The sequence below is a fragment of the Citromicrobium bathyomarinum genome (genome assembly GCF_038594605.1).
Lineage (GTDB): Bacteria > Pseudomonadota > Alphaproteobacteria > Sphingomonadales > Sphingomonadaceae > Alteriqipengyuania > Alteriqipengyuania bathyomarina_B.
This window is the reverse complement of record NZ_JBCFZM010000002.1, coordinates 364,031-380,748: the sequence shown is the minus strand read 5'-3', so window position 1 is coordinate 380,748 and position 16,718 is coordinate 364,031. Positions and strand designations below refer to the sequence as shown.

General features: G+C 65.0%; 18 protein-coding genes. 2 read left to right on the top strand and 16 right to left on the bottom strand.

Annotated elements, in window-relative coordinates; genetic code table 11:
• Window positions 1-45: 45 nt before the first annotated feature.
• Genes AAG612_RS08880 through AAG612_RS08850 form a run of 7 tightly spaced genes read right to left on the bottom strand, consistent with a single transcriptional unit; the run spans window position 46 to window position 6,655 of the window.
• Window positions 46-432: a hypothetical protein gene (locus AAG612_RS08880; protein ID WP_342509381.1), complete on the bottom strand. Its 387-nt coding sequence runs from the start codon at window positions 430-432 to the stop codon at window positions 46-48.
• Window positions 422-1,753 (bottom strand): FliI/YscN family ATPase, encoded by a 1,332-nt coding sequence (locus AAG612_RS08875; RefSeq protein WP_342509379.1) that lies wholly within the window; start codon window positions 1,751-1,753, stop codon window positions 422-424. The genes AAG612_RS08880 and AAG612_RS08875 overlap by 11 nt, the downstream gene beginning before the upstream one ends.
• Window positions 1,754-1,763: 10 nt before the next feature.
• Entirely contained in the window at window positions 1,764-2,345 is a 582-nt protein-coding gene (locus tag AAG612_RS08870; protein WP_342509377.1) for a FliH/SctL family protein, read from the bottom strand.
• Window positions 2,332-3,351 (bottom strand): flagellar motor switch protein FliG, encoded by a 1,020-nt coding sequence (locus tag AAG612_RS08865; RefSeq protein WP_342509374.1) that lies wholly within the window; start codon window positions 3,349-3,351, stop codon window positions 2,332-2,334. The genes AAG612_RS08870 and AAG612_RS08865 overlap by 14 nt, the downstream gene beginning before the upstream one ends.
• Complete coding sequence (gene fliF / locus AAG612_RS08860) at window positions 3,348-5,000, bottom strand: flagellar basal-body MS-ring/collar protein FliF (RefSeq protein ID WP_342509373.1); 1,653 nt, start codon at window positions 4,998-5,000, stop codon at window positions 3,348-3,350. Before fliF ends, AAG612_RS08865 begins: the two co-directional genes overlap by 4 nt.
• Window positions 5,001-5,003: 3 nt before the next feature.
• On the bottom strand, window positions 5,004-5,372 hold the full coding sequence (gene fliE, locus AAG612_RS08855; protein ID WP_342509371.1) for a flagellar hook-basal body complex protein FliE: 369 nt from the start codon (window positions 5,370-5,372) through the stop codon (window positions 5,004-5,006).
• Window positions 5,369-6,655: a sigma-54 interaction domain-containing protein gene (locus AAG612_RS08850; protein ID WP_342509369.1), complete on the bottom strand. Its 1,287-nt coding sequence runs from the start codon at window positions 6,653-6,655 to the stop codon at window positions 5,369-5,371. Before AAG612_RS08850 ends, fliE begins: the two co-directional genes overlap by 4 nt.
• Window positions 6,656-6,890: 235 nt before the next feature.
• Between AAG612_RS08850 and AAG612_RS08845 the strand changes: the two genes are divergently transcribed.
• Window positions 6,891-7,709 carry a flagellin N-terminal helical domain-containing protein gene (locus AAG612_RS08845; protein ID WP_342509366.1) on the top strand — a complete coding sequence of 273 codons (819 nt, stop codon included), beginning with the start codon at window positions 6,891-6,893 and terminating at the stop codon, window positions 7,707-7,709.
• Between the two features lie 288 nt (window positions 7,710-7,997).
• A complete protein-coding gene (locus AAG612_RS08840; protein WP_342509364.1) occupies window positions 7,998-8,831 on the top strand; it encodes a DUF3800 domain-containing protein in 834 nt (277 codons plus the stop codon).
• 238 nt (window positions 8,832-9,069) lie between these two features.
• Here AAG612_RS08840 and AAG612_RS08835 read toward each other — a convergent pair whose 3' ends face one another.
• Genes AAG612_RS08835 through AAG612_RS08795 form a run of 9 tightly spaced genes read right to left on the bottom strand, consistent with a single transcriptional unit; the run spans window position 9,070 to window position 16,714 of the window.
• Window positions 9,070-9,888 (bottom strand): flagellar motor protein MotB, encoded by an 819-nt coding sequence (locus tag AAG612_RS08835; RefSeq protein ID WP_342509362.1) that lies wholly within the window; start codon window positions 9,886-9,888, stop codon window positions 9,070-9,072.
• A 1-nt stretch (window position 9,889) separates the two neighbouring features.
• On the bottom strand, window positions 9,890-10,753 hold the full coding sequence (gene motA, locus AAG612_RS08830; protein WP_342509360.1) for a flagellar motor stator protein MotA: 864 nt from the start codon (window positions 10,751-10,753) through the stop codon (window positions 9,890-9,892).
• 30 nt (window positions 10,754-10,783) lie between these two features.
• Window positions 10,784-11,704, bottom strand: coding sequence for a flagellar hook-associated protein FlgL (gene flgL, locus AAG612_RS08825; RefSeq protein ID WP_342509358.1), 921 nt, complete (start codon window positions 11,702-11,704; stop codon window positions 10,784-10,786).
• Complete coding sequence (gene flgK / locus AAG612_RS08820) at window positions 11,701-13,041, bottom strand: flagellar hook-associated protein FlgK (protein WP_342509356.1); 1,341 nt, start codon at window positions 13,039-13,041, stop codon at window positions 11,701-11,703. The genes flgL and flgK overlap by 4 nt, the downstream gene beginning before the upstream one ends.
• Window positions 13,042-13,377: a rod-binding protein gene (locus AAG612_RS08815; protein WP_342509354.1), complete on the bottom strand. Its 336-nt coding sequence runs from the start codon at window positions 13,375-13,377 to the stop codon at window positions 13,042-13,044.
• On the bottom strand, window positions 13,374-14,483 hold the full coding sequence (locus tag AAG612_RS08810; protein ID WP_342509352.1) for a flagellar basal body P-ring protein FlgI: 1,110 nt from the start codon (window positions 14,481-14,483) through the stop codon (window positions 13,374-13,376). The genes AAG612_RS08815 and AAG612_RS08810 overlap by 4 nt, the downstream gene beginning before the upstream one ends.
• A 15-nt stretch (window positions 14,484-14,498) precedes the next feature.
• A complete protein-coding gene (locus tag AAG612_RS08805) occupies window positions 14,499-15,158 on the bottom strand; it encodes a flagellar basal body L-ring protein FlgH (protein ID WP_342509350.1) in 660 nt (219 codons plus the stop codon).
• A gap of 11 nt (window positions 15,159-15,169) precedes the next feature.
• The gene (gene flgG / locus AAG612_RS08800) at window positions 15,170-15,958 is read right to left on the bottom strand and encodes a flagellar basal-body rod protein FlgG (protein WP_342509348.1); all 789 of its coding nucleotides are present in this window, start codon (window positions 15,956-15,958) and stop codon (window positions 15,170-15,172) included.
• 15 nt (window positions 15,959-15,973) lie between these two features.
• Window positions 15,974-16,714 carry a flagellar basal body rod protein FlgF gene (locus tag AAG612_RS08795; RefSeq protein WP_342509346.1) on the bottom strand — a complete coding sequence of 247 codons (741 nt, stop codon included), beginning with the start codon at window positions 16,712-16,714 and terminating at the stop codon, window positions 15,974-15,976.
• Between the last annotated feature and the right edge of the window lie 4 nt (window positions 16,715-16,718).

The following is a 16,718-nucleotide window of genomic DNA, read 5'->3' as shown; positions in this document are numbered from 1 at the left end:
GCTATTCAAGATATGTGCCAAGCGGAGTTGGCGAGGCACTGACGCTCAGCTTTTGGCGAGTTTCTCGCGCAGGCAGGTCGCCGCTTCGCGATAGTCCTCCTCCGCCCGCTTGCGCCGCCGCTCGGTCTGGGCGAGCGCCGCCATCGAAGCTTCGGACTGGTCGCGTGCGTCGCGCGCATGGCGCTCTGCCATGTGGCTGAGATCGCGCAGATGGCTGCTCATCGCACCGCTGCGGCGCAGGCTTTGCGCATCGGTCGCATTGCTGAGCGACGCGTAATGGGCGGCGAGCGAGCGGGTCTTGGCCGATACCGCGTCGAGCCGCGCACGCTGCACCTCTGCCTGTGCGGCAGCGAGCGCGGATTCGCGCTGTTCGACCGTGCGCACACGTTCGATCAGGCGGGTCCGTTTGAGCCGCCGCTGCTCACTCGTCATCGGCCATCAGTTCCTGAAGGGCGCCTGCCGCCTCGAACAGCCCGACATGCTCCTGCTTGTCCTGGCCCAGAAACGCCGACATCGCCTGGTGCATGGCAATCGCCTTGTCGAGCGCGGCATCCTGCCCCGGGCGGTAGGCGCCCATCAGCACGAGGTCGCGATTCTCCTCGTAGGTCGCGTTCAATGCGCGGAACCTGCGCGCGGCGAGGATATGCGCGGGCGGCACGATATCGTTCATCACGCGGCTGAGCGACTGGCCGACATCGACCGCCGGATAGCGGCCGCGCTGCGCGATGTCGCGCGAGAGCACGATATGTCCGTCGAGGATCGAGCGGGCGGTATCGACGACCGGATCGTTCTGGTCGTCGCCATCGGCGAGCACGGTATAGATCCCGGTGATCGCCCCGCCGCTTTGCGCGGAGTTGCCCGCGCGCTCGATCAGTTTGGTGATGGTCGACAGCGCCGAGGGCGGATAGCCGCGGGCAGCCCCCGGTTCGCCCAGCAGCATGCCGATCTCGCGCGCGGCGTGGGCCACGCGGGTCAGGCTGTCGAGGATCAGGAGCACCTTCTTGCCCTGGCTGCGCAGTTCCTCGGCAATCGAGGTCGCCAGCATCGCGCCACGCAGGCGCAGGTTCGCGGCATGATCGGCGGGCACCGCGATGATGGCGGTCCGCTCGCCCGCCGGGCCCCCCATGTGGCGGGAGACGAAATCGGATACTTCGCGCGCACGCTCCCCGATCAGGCCGACAACGATGGCGTCCGCCTGCGCTCCGGCGACGATCATATCCATCAGCACCGATTTGCCGACGCCCGATCCCGCCATGATGCCCACGCGCTGCCCGATGCCGAGCGTGGTCAGCGCGTTCATCGAACGGATGCCGGTGTCGAACGGCTGGGTTACGCTGGCCCGGTCGAGCGCGCCGGTGCGCCACCCGCCTGCGGGCCATTCGCGTGTTGCATTGACCGGCCCGCCGCCGTCGATCGGCTGGCCCGAGGCATCGACCGCACGGCCCAGATATTCGGACCCGACGGTCAGCATGCCGGGCTTCCCCTCGGGCCGCACCATCGCTCCGGGGCGCAGCAGCACGGTGTCGCCCAGCATCATCATGATCGTGTGGCCGTTGCGAAAGCCGATCGCTTCGGCGAGGTGTTGCTGCCCGCCGCCATGGGTGATCGAGCAGACGGTTCCGATCGGGACCCCGAGGCCGCTAACTTCGATCAGGCCGCCATCGCAGGCGACCACGCGGCCGAAGCGACGCGGCGCGAGATCGACCGATCCGCCCGAGAAGCCAGCAAGTGTTTCGTCGAGGAGGTTCAGCACGGCGGGGCCCTCAACAGGCGGCGAGCGCTTCGGCGATCGCCTGGCGCCACTGGCCCGGACCGTCTTCCACCCCGCCATCGTCGGTATCGATCCGCAGGCCGCCCCGCTCGATCGTGGGGTCGGCCACCAGGGTCAGCGTCTCGTCGATCAGCGGCAGGACCAGCGCATGGTCGCTCGGATGCAGGCGGATCACGCGTTCGTCGGTCTTGCGCTGGAGCAGCGCGGCGGCCGCTTCCACGCGGCGCGCGAGCCCTTCGGTATTGAGGGCGAGCGGCAGCACCGCATCCTCGCACAGCGCGATCACGGTTTCGCGCAGGCGTTCGCGCAGCGCCCTGGCGCTGTCTTCGTCGAACTTCGCGAAGGCGAGGGTGATCGCCGCGCGCGCGGCGTCTTCCTCGGCGCGCTGGGCGGCGATTTCCTGCATTGCTTCGGCCCGGCCTTCCTCGCGTCCGCGCGCAAAAGCGTCCGCCACCGTATCTTCGTCGTGCGCACTGCCCCTTTCGGTAGGAACGCAAGCGGCATGATAGGCGGCATTGGGCGTGAACCCGCGCCGTGTGCGCAATTCGCTGACGGGCAGCCTATACATAGTCATCGTCGGCATCGCCCATGATCAGTTCGCCATCGGCAATCAGCCGCTTGGCGACCGCGATCACCTCGCGCTGGGCCGAATCGACCTCGGCGCGCTTGATCCGGCCCATCGTCTCGATCTCGTCGCGCAGGCCATCCGCGGCGCGCACCGACATCGCCGAATAGAAGATCTCGCGCTCGTCTTCGGGCAGGCCGCGCAGCGAGTTGATCAGCGTTTCGCTTTCCACGTCGCGCAGCAGAATGCCGATCTGCCTGGTATCGAGGGTGTAGAGATGCTCGAACTTGAACATCTCGAATTCGAGTTGCTGGTGCAGCAGCTGGTCGATCTTGCCGATCTTGGGCATGACTTCCCGTTCCACGCTGCGATGCGCGCGATTGATGATCTCCGCCGCTTCCTTGACGCCGCCCATGGTGAGCGGGACCGAACCGTGGCGCTTGGCGATCATGCCCTCCACCGTCTCTTCCAGGATGGCGATGGCCTGCCGAGAAACCGGACCGAGCTTGGCCACCCGATGCAGGACCGGCGTGTGCAATTCGCGCGGCAGCGCGGCGAGCGCGGCGGCAGCGGTATCGGAGTCGAGCTGGAGCAGCAGCACGGCGATCGCCTGCGGGTGCTCTTCGGCGAGCATTTCCGCGATCACTTCGGGGTCGAGCCAGCGCAACACGGCGAGCGTGGGCGAGGGCTCTTCCTTGCGGTCGGGTGCGACCTGCCGGATCAGGCTGTCCGCCTTCATGTCGCCGACCGCGCTGGTCAGCATCCGTTTGACGCTATCGATCCGCCCGTGGGAGGAGATGGCGCCATTGTCTATCGAGCGCGAGAAGCCGGATATCGCTTCGGAGATCGACCTCGGTTCGATTTCGCCGATCGTGCACATGCGCGCGGCGAGCTGGCGCAGTTCGTTGGGTTCGAGCTGCGAGAGGATGCCGGTCGCGTCCTCCTCGCTCATGAGCATGACCATGATCGCGGCGCGGTCGATCCCGCTGGCCGGTTCGGCGGCAATATCGCTCATCGTGCGGCCCCCTCTGCCATGGCCGCCGGTGCGGGCTCGGCCAGCATACGGCGCAGCGCCTGCACCGCATCATCGGGTTTTTCGTGCGCGATCCGCTGCGCGAGCTGGATCTGGGCATCGAGGCTTTCGCGGTCGAACTCGCCACCCGGCGGCCCGATCTGCGGCGTGCCGGCGGCGGCCTGGCTGGCTTCGCCGGACCTGTCTGCCTTGCTTCCTTTGTTGCGCAGCATCTTGAGTGCGGGACGCACCGCCAGCATCAGCACCAGCAGCACGGCGAGCAGCGCGACGACGTTGCGCACGACCATCGCGAACCAGCTCGTCTCGTAGAACGGCGGCTCTTCCATGGTCACCTCGGTAAAGGGGCGGGTCATCACCGTCACGATGTCACCACGATCCGCGCGCGCGCCGACTGCGGCCGACACCAGATCCTCGATCTTCTTGATATCGGCGGCGCTCGCGTTTTCGAGCGCGTTCTGGTCGATCGCCACCGCGACGGAGAGGTGCTTGAGCGCGCCCGGCGTCAGGTTGGAGACCGAAACCTCGCGGCCCAGTTCGTAAGTCCGCGTGGCGGAAGTGTCGGTCGGGCCCTGTTGCGCCTCGGCGGGCGGGGTATCGCGCGGCGCGCCTTCGCGCAGCTGCGGATCGGCGGGCGGCATGTTCGCGGTGGCACCGGGAACGCCGCCGGCCTGCGATTGCGGCATCTGCGTTTCCTGCGTCGTCTCGCGGCGGACCACGCCATCCTTGTCGTAGCTTTCGCGCGCCGAGGTGACCTCGTTCATGTCCAGCTCGACCTGCACCTGGCTCGAAAAGGCCTGCGCACCGATCATCGGGCTGAGCAGCTGATCGACCTGCGCGGTCAGCTTCGCTTCCATCTGCGATTGCAGATCGAGCCGGGCGTTATTCGCGCCCTCGCGCTTGTCGGTCAGCAGCTTGCCATGCTGATCGACCACCCGGACCGCATCGACCGACAGGCCGGGAACCGAACCTGCGACCAGATTGACGATCGCGGAGACCTGGCTGTCGGCCAGCTGGCGGCCTTTGGCCATGCGCACCATGATCGAGGCGGACGGCGCGACATCGTCGCGCACGAAGACCGAACGTTCGGCCTTGGCGACATGCACGCGCACGCCTTCGACGCCGTCGATCTCCTGGATCGTCAGCATCAGCTCGCGCTCCTGCGCGGCGCGCAATCGGTCGCCTTCCAGCGTGCGGCTGGCACCCAGCGGCAGGTTGGCGATCATGTCCGCTCCGGTCTCGGGCGCGGCGACCGCGCCATCGGATGCGACCAGCATGCGCGCGCGATAGAGATCGCCCTCGCTCACGGTCAGCGAGCCGGTATTGTTGTTGATCTGATAGCCGATCCCCGCCTGTTCGAGCGAGGCGACCACCGATGCGCGGCTCGCATCGTCGAGCGAGGAATAGAGCACCCGCTGCGGGCCGGGGGCGAGGCTCGCCCACAGCAACGCGGCGATGCCCAGACCCGCCATGCCGACGAACCAGGGCAGCACTTTTTTGACCATCGGCTGCGCGGCGAAACTGCGCGCGCGTTCGCCCATGCTGCCGCCCCCCGTGGAGAGCGGCTGGAGGATCGAGCCCTGCGAAGGACCCGCCCCTTGCGGCGCGGCGTTAGCTGGTACGAGACCCGCCATCTATCAGACCCCCATCCGCATGATTTCCTGATAGGCGCTGAGCAACTTGTTGCGCACCTGCAGGGTTGCCTCGAAGGCGACACTCGATTCCTGGCGGGCGAGCATGACCTTGGCGATATCGGTAACTTCGCCGCGCTCGTAGGCGGCGGTAATCTCGCCCGACTTTTGCTGCGCGGCGTTGACGCCGTCGAGGGCACTGCGCAGCGAATCGGCAAAGCCGCCGCTGTCCTGTGCGGGTTCGGCCGCGGTCGGTGCCGCCGTCTTGTCCTGATGCAGCTCTTGCAAGACGCTGGAGCGATCGATGATCTGCTGGCGCAGCGCCATCACCTGATTGATGGCGCCCCCGCTGCCGCTTGCCGAAACCGGGTTCATCCTGCGGCTCCCATCGCAATGCCGGCTTCACGGAAAGACGCGAGGCGATAGCGCAGCGTGCGCTCGCTGATGCCCAATTGCTTGGCGGCTTCGGCGCGGCGTCCGTTGCAGGCGTCGAGCGTCTGCATGATCGCGTTCGCTTCGGATTCGCGGACGATCTTGGAAAGCCTGCGCGCGCCGCTCGGCTTGACCTCGTAGACCCCTTGATGGACTGGTGGTTCGACGGGTGCCGGGCCGCGTTCCTGCGCAGCGACCGAGCGGACCGGGGTATCGAACACGATGTGTTCGGTGCCAATCGCGTTCCTCCCCTGCGCCAACAGCAGCGCGCGGCGGATCACGTTTTCGAGTTCGCGGACGTTGCCCGGCCACTTGTGGCTGCGCAGTACGGCGAGCGCGGCTTCCGAAAGCCAGGGAACTGTTTCGCCCTTGTTGCTGTGGCGCAGGATCATCGCAAAAGCGAGCGGGGCGATGTCGCCCGGCCGCTCGGCGAGTGGGTTGAGCGTCATCGGAAAGACGTTGAGCCGATAGAAAAGGTCTTCGCGGAAGCGCCCGGCAGCGACTTCGGCGGGCAGATCGCGGTTGGCGCAGGCGATCACCCGCACATCGACCTTGATCGGGCTGGTGGCACCGATCGGCATGACTTCGCCTTCCTGCAAGGCGCGCAGCAGCTTGGCCTGCAGCGCGAGCGGCATCTCGGCGATTTCGTCGAGCAGCAGCGTGCCCCCGTCGGCAGCGCGGAAGAAACCTTCGCCGTTCGCATTGGCACCGGTGAAGGCGCCTTTCTCGTGACCGAACAGCAGCGCTTCGAGCATCGTTTCCGGGATCGCGGCGCAGTTGACCGCGACGAAAGGCTGATCGGCGCGGGCGCTGCGCTGGTGGATGAACTTGGAGAGGACTTCCTTGCCGGTCCCGGTGGGGCCGTGGATCAGCACGGGAATGTCGGTCTGGGCGAGCCGGTCGGCGAGCGATATGACTGCCAGCGAGACAGGGTCCGCGGCAACAGGCCCGCCATTGGCACACAGCAGCGCGACCAGCGCGGCCATCGTCGTTTCGCTGGCGGGATCGGTGTAGCTGACCTTGCCGCCCCTGCCGGCGAGGACGATCGCATCGGCCCCGCCACGCTCGACCACGATGGTGCGGCCCTCGTGACTGCTCTTCGGATCGCTTGCGTCGACCAGCTGCACAGGCCGATCGAAGAACAGCGATGTGGCAATCCCCGTCAGCCTCGATGCGACGGCACCATGTTGCCGTTTAAAGCGCGTGCTTTCGTTAACCCCGATCATGACCGCCCCGTTTTAACCTTTTGGTTTACCCCGTTGAGGCACGTTTTTGCCGGTCGACGCACAAAACTTGGTTACTTTTAGTCGCCGCAAATTTACCACGGGTAAAAACACCCATGCGACAAATTGATCGGGACGGAACCCTTAATTCCCCGAGCCCTATGCCGGTCTGTGTCCCAGCTGCTGCGAACCGATCCACCCACGGCAGTCATGTTTTTTCGTCAGGGAGACTTTTGAAATGAGCGTTATCAACACGAACATCAGCGCGATGAAGGCGGCCAATGCGTCGTCTTCGGCCAACAAGGCCCTGGGCGTTGCCATGGAGCGTCTGTCGACCGGCAAGCGCATCAACTCGGCCAAGGACGACGCAGCCGGCCTCGCGATCTCGAACACCATGACCTCGCAGATCAAGGGCATGAACCAGGGCATTCGCAACGCCAACGACGGTATCTCGATGGCGCAGACCGCCGAAGGCGCGCTAAACGAAGTGACCAACATGCTGCAGCGTGTTCGCGAGCTGGCCGTCCAGTCGGCTTCGGGCACCTACTCGGCCGATGACCGCACCAGCATGAATGCCGAAGTCACCGCGCTCGTCACGCAGATGACCAACATCATCGACAATACCGAGTTCAACGGCAGCAACCTGTTCGACGGCACCGCCGGTACCGCGGGCACGGTCACGATCCAGGCCGGTGCGAACGCCGCCGATACCGTCGACCTGACGCTGGGCGACCTCACCGGCGTGTATGGCGCTGCCTTTGCAGTGGATACGGCCGCCAACGCCACCACCGCGATGGCCAACGTCGACGCGCAGCTGATCGTCGTGAACACGGCGCGTGGCGGCCTGGGTGCCTCGCAGAACCAGCTGGAATCGGCTGTCACCAACCTCGGCAACAATATCGCCAACCTCTCCGATGCGCGTTCGCGGATCGAAGACACCGACTACTCGACCGAAACGACCGCGCTGGCAAAGGCGCAGATCCTCAGCCAGGCGTCCAGCGCGATGCTGTCGCAGGCCAACCAGAGCCAGCAGAACGTCCTTTCGCTGCTGCGCTAAGTTTCACGCTTTCCAACATCAACAAGGCGGATGGCCCGTCGCTTTCGAGCGGCGGGCCATTTGCATATGGCGAGGCGAAGCTGGCAAAGCGTTTATGAGTGCTCGGGGTCTTTGCCCCATCGTCTGCCCGAATCTGGTGCACTAAACCTCTCGTTGAAGACTTCGCGTTGATGCGACCGGCCTTCGCTCATTTAAAATCGAACCCGGACAAGGAGGTCGTCTTTCATCCTCGCCGAAAAGGAGATAGGCTAACTGTTCAGCGAAAATATCCTTCTGAAAGAGAGCGCGTTGGTCGCAATTAATCAAGTCTTTGTTGACGAAAGTGGAACGCACGACGGATCTCCGTGTATCTCGATCGGCGGAATAATCTTCAAGAAGAACAAAGCGAGAGAATTTTCGAAGAGGTGGAATATCCAGTTGCGCAGGCGCGGACTGAAATATTTTCGCATGAGCGAGTGCACACACCAGAGAGGGCAGTTTCAAGGGAAGTCTAAAAAAGAATGCTTGGAGGCTGAATTATCCCTACTCTATAATATTTACAAATATGCAGAGGCTGGGTTCGCGGTGAGTCTGGCCGAAGAGGATTTTGACTTAGTTTATGAAGGGAGTCGCGACGGCATAGAATGGAAAATTCTATCAGGCGAGGCTTATTCTAAACTTATAAATCATGCATTGGTTTTCTGCGGGTCCTGGGCAGATGCCTTCAACTTTAATGGAAAGTTAGAGTATTTCTTCGAGGCTGGCCATCGACATCAAGGCGATGCAAAACAGAGAATTCGAAGTATTGTTAGGCCAGATACTGATCTCTATGGTGTCGATATGAGTGCTGTCGCCGAAGAGATGGGGCGAATGATTGGTGTACATAAAAGCGCCCATCGGCGTTATCGCTATCGGTCTCATGATTTCGCGGAAAAATGTGAATTCCCCCCACTTCAGGCGGCAGACATGATCGCTTGGCTCTGGCGTAACACCGCTATTAAACAGATGAATGGACAAGTTCCTCGCAAAGACTGGCAGGAACTAGGGACGAATTTAACGCTGCGTTATCGCCACTTCTCAATTCAAGAACTGGATGATCAGAAGTTGTCAGTAGATTCTTTTATGAGGTCTATTGGCGTTTGAGCAATCAATATTTTCCACTTGCCCGGTTTACCATCTGCCCGGCGCGCAACGGTTAACCATCACTCGTCGGGACGCAGGGTGTTGGCTTTAGGCGCCGTTAAGCATGGCTGGAAATCACGATCGACCGGCCACCGTCCCTGTTCGCGTCCCCGTCGGCCCGCATACCAAACGCCCCGCCGCGCCATCGGCATCGGTGGCGGGGCAGGGCGGGGCGTCCCGTGGGCAATCGAGATGCGAGCTAGTTTGCGAGGACGATCGAAATCCGCCGGTTGCGCGGGTCGGACGGGTCGTCCTTCACAAGCAGCTCGGTATCGGCGACGCCTTCGATCCGGCGGAAGCTCGCGTCAGGAATGCCTTCGTTCATCAGCGTCTGCCGGGTCGCCTCGGCGCGCCCGGCCGAGAGGGACCAGTTATTGACGCGGCCAGGATGCTTCCACTTCAGGCTGTCGGTATGGCCGCGCACGATGATCTTGCGCTCTTCGGGCTCGATCGCGAGCGCGATTGCGCCGAGCAGCGAGGTCGCTTCGCGGGTCAGCACGGTCGTACCGAGGTTGAACATCGAAAAATCGGCATCGTCAACCAGATCGATCCGCACGCCTTCGGTGGTATCGACCATCTTGATCTGGCTCATCAGCTTGGCGAGCTCGGGGTTTTTCGAAAGTTCGTCCTTGGTGCGCGAGCTGATCCGCTCGATCATGCGCGCAGCTTCTTTCGGTCCGCCGATCGCGTCGCGCGGCACGGTGATCGACTTGTTGCCGGTCTGGCCCTGGCGGTTGGGATAGTCGTCCACATCGGTCAGCGAAGCCCCCGAGAGCAGGCCGTTCGAGCCCGCGCCAGAATCCTTCAGCTTCATCAGCGTGGGTGTGAAATAGTCGGCCAGGCCCTTGCGCTGGTCTTCGGTGGTCGCGCCGAGCAGCCACAGCAGCAGGAAGAACGCCATCATCGCGGTCACGAAATCCGCATAGGCGACCTTCCAGGCCCCGCCATGGTGCCCGCCTTCGATCACCGTCACTTTCTTGACGATGATCGGCGGGAGGTTGTCGCCCTTCGCCGCCACCTTACCGGCCCCGCAGCGCGTCGAGCAATTCGGTCAGGCCGGGGCGCACGTTGTGGCCGAGGCCCGAGCGCGCGCTTTCCACCACGAGCGGCTGCGGGTGGCCGTAGAGCGAGGCGATGATGACCTGCTTGACGGCATGGAAGATCTGCTCGTCCTGCTCCAGCACCTGCTTGAGGCGACCGGCGAGCGGGCCGACGATGCCATAGGCCAGCAGCACGCCAAGGAAGGTGCCGACCAGTGCGGCGCCGATCATCTTGCCCAGGATTTCCGGTGGCTTGTCGATCGAGCCCATCGTCTTCACCACGCCGAGCACGGCGGCGACGATACCCAGCGCGGGCAGTGCGTCGGCCAACGTCTGGAGCGCGTGCTGCGGTTCGTGCAGCTCGTGAAAATGCGTCTTCATCGCATTGTCCATTACTTCTTCCACCGCATGGGTTTCGAGCGTGCCGGACGAGACGACGAGCAGCGTCAGCGTGTCGCTGATGAGCGAGATCAGCGGCTTGTTCTTCATGAGGTTGGGATAGGCGCCGAAAATCTCCGAACTTTCGGGTTCGCTCACATGGCTTTCGAGCGCGACCGGCCCATCGGTCTTGAGCACTTTCATCAGCTGCGTCGTCAGCGCGATCGCATCGATGTGGTCCTGCTTGGTGTGCTTCGGGCCCTTGAAGATCTTGCTGAACGCGCCGCCGATCGCCTTGATATGATCGAGCGAGTTGCCCGCGATCAGTGCGCCGACGGCGGCCCCGCCGATGATCAACATCTCATAGGGCAGCGCGTGCAGCACGGGGCCCATGGCCCCGCCGCTCAGCACGAAGCCGCCGAAGACCATCACCAACAGGACGACGATGCCGATTATCGCGTACATGAATTCAAATTCCCCCTAGGCCCGCGCGGATCAGCGCAGCATCGAAAACAGATTGAGATTGGCGAGGCGCACGAAGCTGGCCTGGCTCGCTTCGAGCACGGTCAGCATTTCCTGCATCCGGGTCATCGTGACCGCGAGGTCCGCGCCGCCCACGGAAGAGCGTTCGTCCTTGATCCGCTCCAGATTATCGACCCGGCGTTCGCCCATCACCTCGACCCAGGCGAGCCGCGAGCCGACCACGGTCTGCGCGGTGAGGACCTTGTCGAGCCCGGTGTCGAGCATGCCCAGGCCGTCGCGCGCGGCGTCGATGGCCGACTGGCCGCCGCCGCGCAGCGCGGTGGAGAGCGCGGAAAGCTCCGCGAAAATATCGCTCTGTGCGCCTGCGGCATTGACGAAGCCGAACACTTCCGGCCCGGTATTGCCCGGTTTGATCGTCTGGCCTTCGCCGATCTCGACCGCGTCGAGCGATGCCGTGCCGACATAGATCGCGGTGCCGGTCGCCGCGTCGACATGGTACGCATCGCCGCTCGCCTGCCCGCCGAACAGCGCATGGCCCGAAGCATTGCGACCATTGGCGAGGCCGAGCAGCGTGGTCCGCAGCCCGTCGAGTTCGGTGGCGATCGCAAGGCGCTGTTCGTCGCTCGTCGTGGCGGAGGCCGCCTGCAGCGCGATCTCGCGCGCACGGTTGATCAGCGAGCCGACCTGGGTCAGCGCCTGATCCGCAAATTGCAGATTGTTTTCGACCGCTTCGGAGCTGCGCGCATCGACGCTGCTGATCCGCTCTTCCCGGTCGAGCATGCGCAGGCGCGCCGCCGCGACCGGATCGTCGGATGATTTCTCGAGCCGTTCGCCGGTGCCGATCTGCTTCTGCAGATTTTCGGCGCGCGCGCGCAGCGATCCGATCTGGGTGGAGGAGCGTTCGTAGAAGGCCCCGGTGCTCAGGTTGATCATCGGCCGATCCCCAGCAAAGTGTCGAAGATATCGCTCGCCACCTGCATCGCGCGGCCCGAAGCCTGGAACGCCTGCTGGTAACGGATGAGATTGGCTGCCTCGTTGTCGAGATCGACGCCCGACTGTTCTTCCAGCGCGATCCGCGCGGACGAGGCGATCGTCTCGAGCGCGCCTTGCGTCACTGTGCGCCCGGCGACCTTGCTCGACACGTCGAACAGGATCGAATTGACCTCGGCGGACGGATTGGCGCTCACGAGCGCATCGCGCATGTCCTGCAGGTTCTGCTGATTGCGCTCGTTCGCGGGCGAACCTGCGGGTGCCGTGGCCAGCCCTGCGCCGCTCGTCATCGAGACCGTCAGCGTGCTGGCGGTGGTTCCGCTGAAGATCGGCTGGCCGGTCGATCCATCGAGCGCGACGCCATTTGCCTGGGCGGCGTTGATCGTGGACGCGATGCTGAGGGCTGCGGAATCGAGCCGCGCGCTCATATCGGCCAGCTCGCCCAGCGCGAGCGATGCGCCGGTGAGACTGCCCGAGCCCGGCGTGACCGCCTGCCCGTTGATCGCAAAAGACAATGTACCGTCCGCCGCGAGGGCCGAACTCATGACGCCCGCAGTACCGCCGTTGACGAAGGGTATTGGGGGGTTGGAGCCGACACCAACGGCGACGGTGCCGTCGGTCGCGAAGGTGGTGGTAATGCTGGCGAAGGCGCTCATCCGCTCCAGCAGATTGTCGCGCTGGTCGAGCAGCGCGGCCTGATCGTTGCTGCCGGTGCCCGCCCGCGCAAGGCGCAGGTTCACCCGCGCAAGCTCCGCGCCGTAGGTGTTCAGATTGCCGACGTCGGCTTCCGCATTGAACCGCAGGCCGTCGCCGACCGAGGTAAGGCTGCCGGCGGTGATGTTGAACTTGCTTGCCAGCGTTTCCGCTTCGGCGATCACCGCGGCGCGGCGTGCGCTGTCGGTCGGGTCGCCTGCGAGCTGTTGCAGACTCGCTTCGAACTCGACGATCGAGCCGAAGATGTCCGATTGCTCGACCGCGGATTCGATATTCTGGAGGCCCGCCAGTTCCACGTTGGAGCGCTGCAGATCGGCCTGCGTGCGGCGCATTTCTGCCTGGCGGAACGAATCCGCGTTGCGGCGCACTTCGGCGACGCGCGAGCCCGAGACCGCGATGTCACTGCCGCGACCCGCGATGCTGCCGCCAGATACTTCCTCGATCCGGACGCTGCGGCGCACGTAGCCGTCGGTCGAAGCATTGGCGATATTGTTCGCCGTCACTTCGAGCGCGCCGCGCGCCGCGCGGGCGCCGCTTGCGCCGATGGAGAGGAGGTCGGAAGCCATTTAGATGCTCGCTCCGTCGGTCTGTTCGCCCGGCAGGAAGCGCGCGAGCTGACGCTCGATCGATTCCGCGAAGCCCAGCTGGCCCGATTGCGCAGCGATGTCCGCGAAGCGCTCGTCGCGCATTTCGGTGAAGGTCTCGTCGCTGCCTTCGAACAGGTCGTTGCCGCCGAAATCGGTGGCGGGCGACGAGGAGAGCATCTGCCGCAGCAGGATCGCTTCGAATTGCTGCGCCGCCTCGCGCAGTTCGCTGCGCTGGTCGGTTGCGTTCGCAGTCTTGCCGTCCAGCGGTGTGGGCTGGCGGACGAGCGAGAAATCGGGCGCGCCGAGGGGGGTCATATGATCACCACCTCGGCGGTCAGCGAACCTGCCTGCTTGAGCGCTTCGAGGATCGCGACCAGGTCCGCCGGGCTTGCGCCCAGCATGTTGAGCGCATCGACCACGTCGGCGAGGTTCGCACCCGCGGGCAGCGGTGTGACGTAGCCGCCGCTCTGGCGCGCATCGATCGTGCTGTCGGGTTCTAGCGCAGTGCGTCCGCGCGAGAAGGGGGCGGGCTGCACGATCGTGGGATCCTCATCGATCCGCACGACCAGGCTGCCATGGCTGACGGCGGCGGGCGCGAGGCGCACGGCGCTGGAGATCACGATCGTGCCGGTGCGGCTGTTGACGATGACTTTTGCCGCGCGCTCGGCGGGCGTGACGTCGAGCATCTCGATCTCGGCCATGATCGTCGCGCGGGTATCGGCACCCGGCGGCAGCGCAAGCGCGAGCGTCACCGCATCCTCGATCCGCGCCATGCCGGGAAAACGCCCGTTGATGGCATCGCGGACGCGCGCGACCGTCAGGAAGTCGGCCTGGAACATGTTCCAGCGCAGCACTTCGGTGAAGTCGAAATTGGTGCTCACCGCGCGTTCCACGCTGGCCCCGTCGGAGATGCGGCCCACGGTCGGCACGTTGACGGTCAGCTTCGATCCGTCATTGGCCGAAATGCCGAGACCGCCGACGGTCAGGTTGCCCTGCGCCATCGCGTAGACTTCGCCATCCGCGCCGTAGAGCGGGGAGAGGATCAGCGCCCCACCGCGCAAGGACTTGGCCTTGCCGATGGTCGATACGGTGATATCGATCCGCTGGCCGGGCTTGGCGAAGGCCGGCAGTTCTGCAGTGATGAGCACGGCCGCCGCGTTCTTCAGCGCCGGATTGACGCCAGGCGGCAGCTGCAGGCCGAAGCGGCCCGACACGCCGCGCATCGCCTGCGTCGCATAGGCGAAATTGTCGTCGCCCGTCCCGTCGAGGCCGACGACGATGCCGTAGCCGGTCAGCTGGTTGGAGCGGACCGACTGGAACTGGCCGATGTCGCGCACGCGCTCGGCCGATGCCATCGAGGGCAGGGCCAGCGAGACGATTGCGGCGAGGCATGTGGCGATCAGGGTGAAGATGCGGATCATGGTTTTCGCTCCGGATCAGAAGGGCGACACTGCGGCGAAGAAGCGCGACAGCCAGCCGGGCTTGCCTGCCTGCTGCACCGCGCCCTTGCCGCTGTACGAAATGCGCGCATCGGCGACGCGGATCGACGAGATGCGGTTGTCCTGATCGACGTCGGACAGGCGGATGATGCCCGAAACCTGCACCCACTCCTCGCCCTGGCTGAAGTGCATGACCTTTTCGCCGCGCACGAAAGCCGTGCCGTTCGGGCGGACCTCCGCGATGGTGACCGTCAGGTCGCCGCGCAGGACCGAGGTCTGCGAGGCGGTGCCCGATCCGTTGAAGGACGAGCTGGCCGATGCACTGAGGTCCGAATTGTCGATCGGAATGAAGTCGGGCAGGTCGAGCCCGGCACTGCCATCGCGGCTGGTCTTGCCGCTGGTCGCCTTGCTGGTCGTCGTCCGCTCGACCAGCACGATGGTGACGAGGTCGCCCACCTGTGCGGCGCGATTGCCATTATAGAGGGGCGTGTACCCCTGGCTTGCCTGATAGATCGCGCCATCGGTCGACGGCGGCACGACATAGGTCGGCTCGGGAAGAGGCGGCAACGTGGCGGTGAAGCCTGCGGGCCGCGTGGCGCCGCCACATGCGGCGAGCGAGAGCGCGACGGGCGCGACGAGGAGGATGCGGGGGCTCATAGTAATCTGCCTCACAGGGTCTGGTTCGCGTTGCGCAGCATCTCGTCGACGGCGGAGACCATCTTGGAGCTGATTTCGTAGGCGCGCTGCGCCTCGATCATGGCAACCAGTTCTTCCACGATGTTGACGTTCGATCCTTCGAGCATGCCCTGGCGCACATTGCCGCGCCCACCTTCGCCGGCGACGCCCAGCTCGGCGGCACCGCTGGCGGCGGTTTCGGCAAGGAAGTTGTCACCAATCGCCTGCAGACCCGCCGGATTCGTGAAGCGCGCGATCTGGATCTGGCCCAGCTCGGTCGGGTCGCTCTCGCCATTGATCGAGGCGGAAACGGTCCCGTCGGGTGCAATCGCGATCGCCGTTGCGCCTTCGGGCACGGTGATCTCGGGCTGCACGGCAAAGCCCTGCTGGGTGACCAGCTGGCCTTCGGCGGAGCGCGTGAAGTTGCCTGCGCGGGTGTAGCCCGTGCGGCCGCCGGGCAGGGCAATCTGGAAGAAGCCATCGCCGTCGAGCGCGAGGTCGAAGGCGTTGCCGGTGGTGTCGAGCGTGCCCGCCGTCATGATCTGGCTGGTCGACTGCACCGCTACGCCGGTGCCCAGGTTCAGGCCGGTGGCATAGGCGGTTTCGCCCGACGAACGCTGCCCGGCAACGCGCGTGTCCTGATAGGCCAGCGTCGCGAAGTTGGCGCGGTCGCGCTTGAAACCGGTGGTGCCGACGTTCGCCAGGTTGTTGGCGATCACCCGCATGCGGGCGTCCTGGGCTTCGAGCCCGGTGCGGGCGACCTGGAGTGCTGAGGTGGGCATATCGTGATCCTTGGACTAGCTGAGGCGCATCAGTTGCGCGCCGCTCTGGTCGAGCTCGCGGGCGGTCGCGACCATCTTGGAGCGCATGGCGTAAAGCCGCTGCTCCTCGATCATGGCGACCAGCACTTCGGTGGGTTTGACGTTGGATTGTTCAAGCGCGCCGGTCTGTACCCGCGCTTCGGCATCGGTCGGCAGGATGCCGCCGCCCTCCACGCGGAACAGCCCGTCCAGCCCCTTCGCGACGGGCGAGCCTTCCCAGCTCGCCAGCTTGATCCGGCCTATTTCGGCGGGCGGCGCTTCGGGCGCGTCGGGATCGCTGCGGGTTACGGTTCCATCGTCGGAAATGGAGATACGGCCACCCGGTGGGACCGTAATCGGTCCCGTGTCCCCCAACACCGGGTGGCCGTCCCCTGTCACCAGCAGCCCGGTGGCTGACAGCGACAAGTCTCCGCGGCGGGTATAGGCTTCGTCGCCATTGCCCGCCTGCACTGCCATGAGCGAATTGGTCGCCATGGCGATATCGAGTTCGCGGCCCGTTTCCATGATTTCGCCGCCCCGCATATCCGCGCCCGTGACACGCGCGACCTGCATCGCGCGCGCTTCGTTCGGGTGGCCCTCGACGGTCATTGCGCGCTGCTCGATCAGCTCGGCCCGAAAGCCCAGCGTGTTCGTGTTCGCCATGTTGCTGGCGATCGCGCGCTGCCGGTCCATCGAGGCCTGCATCCCCGAAAGCGCAGTATAGATGAGGCGGTCCATTTCT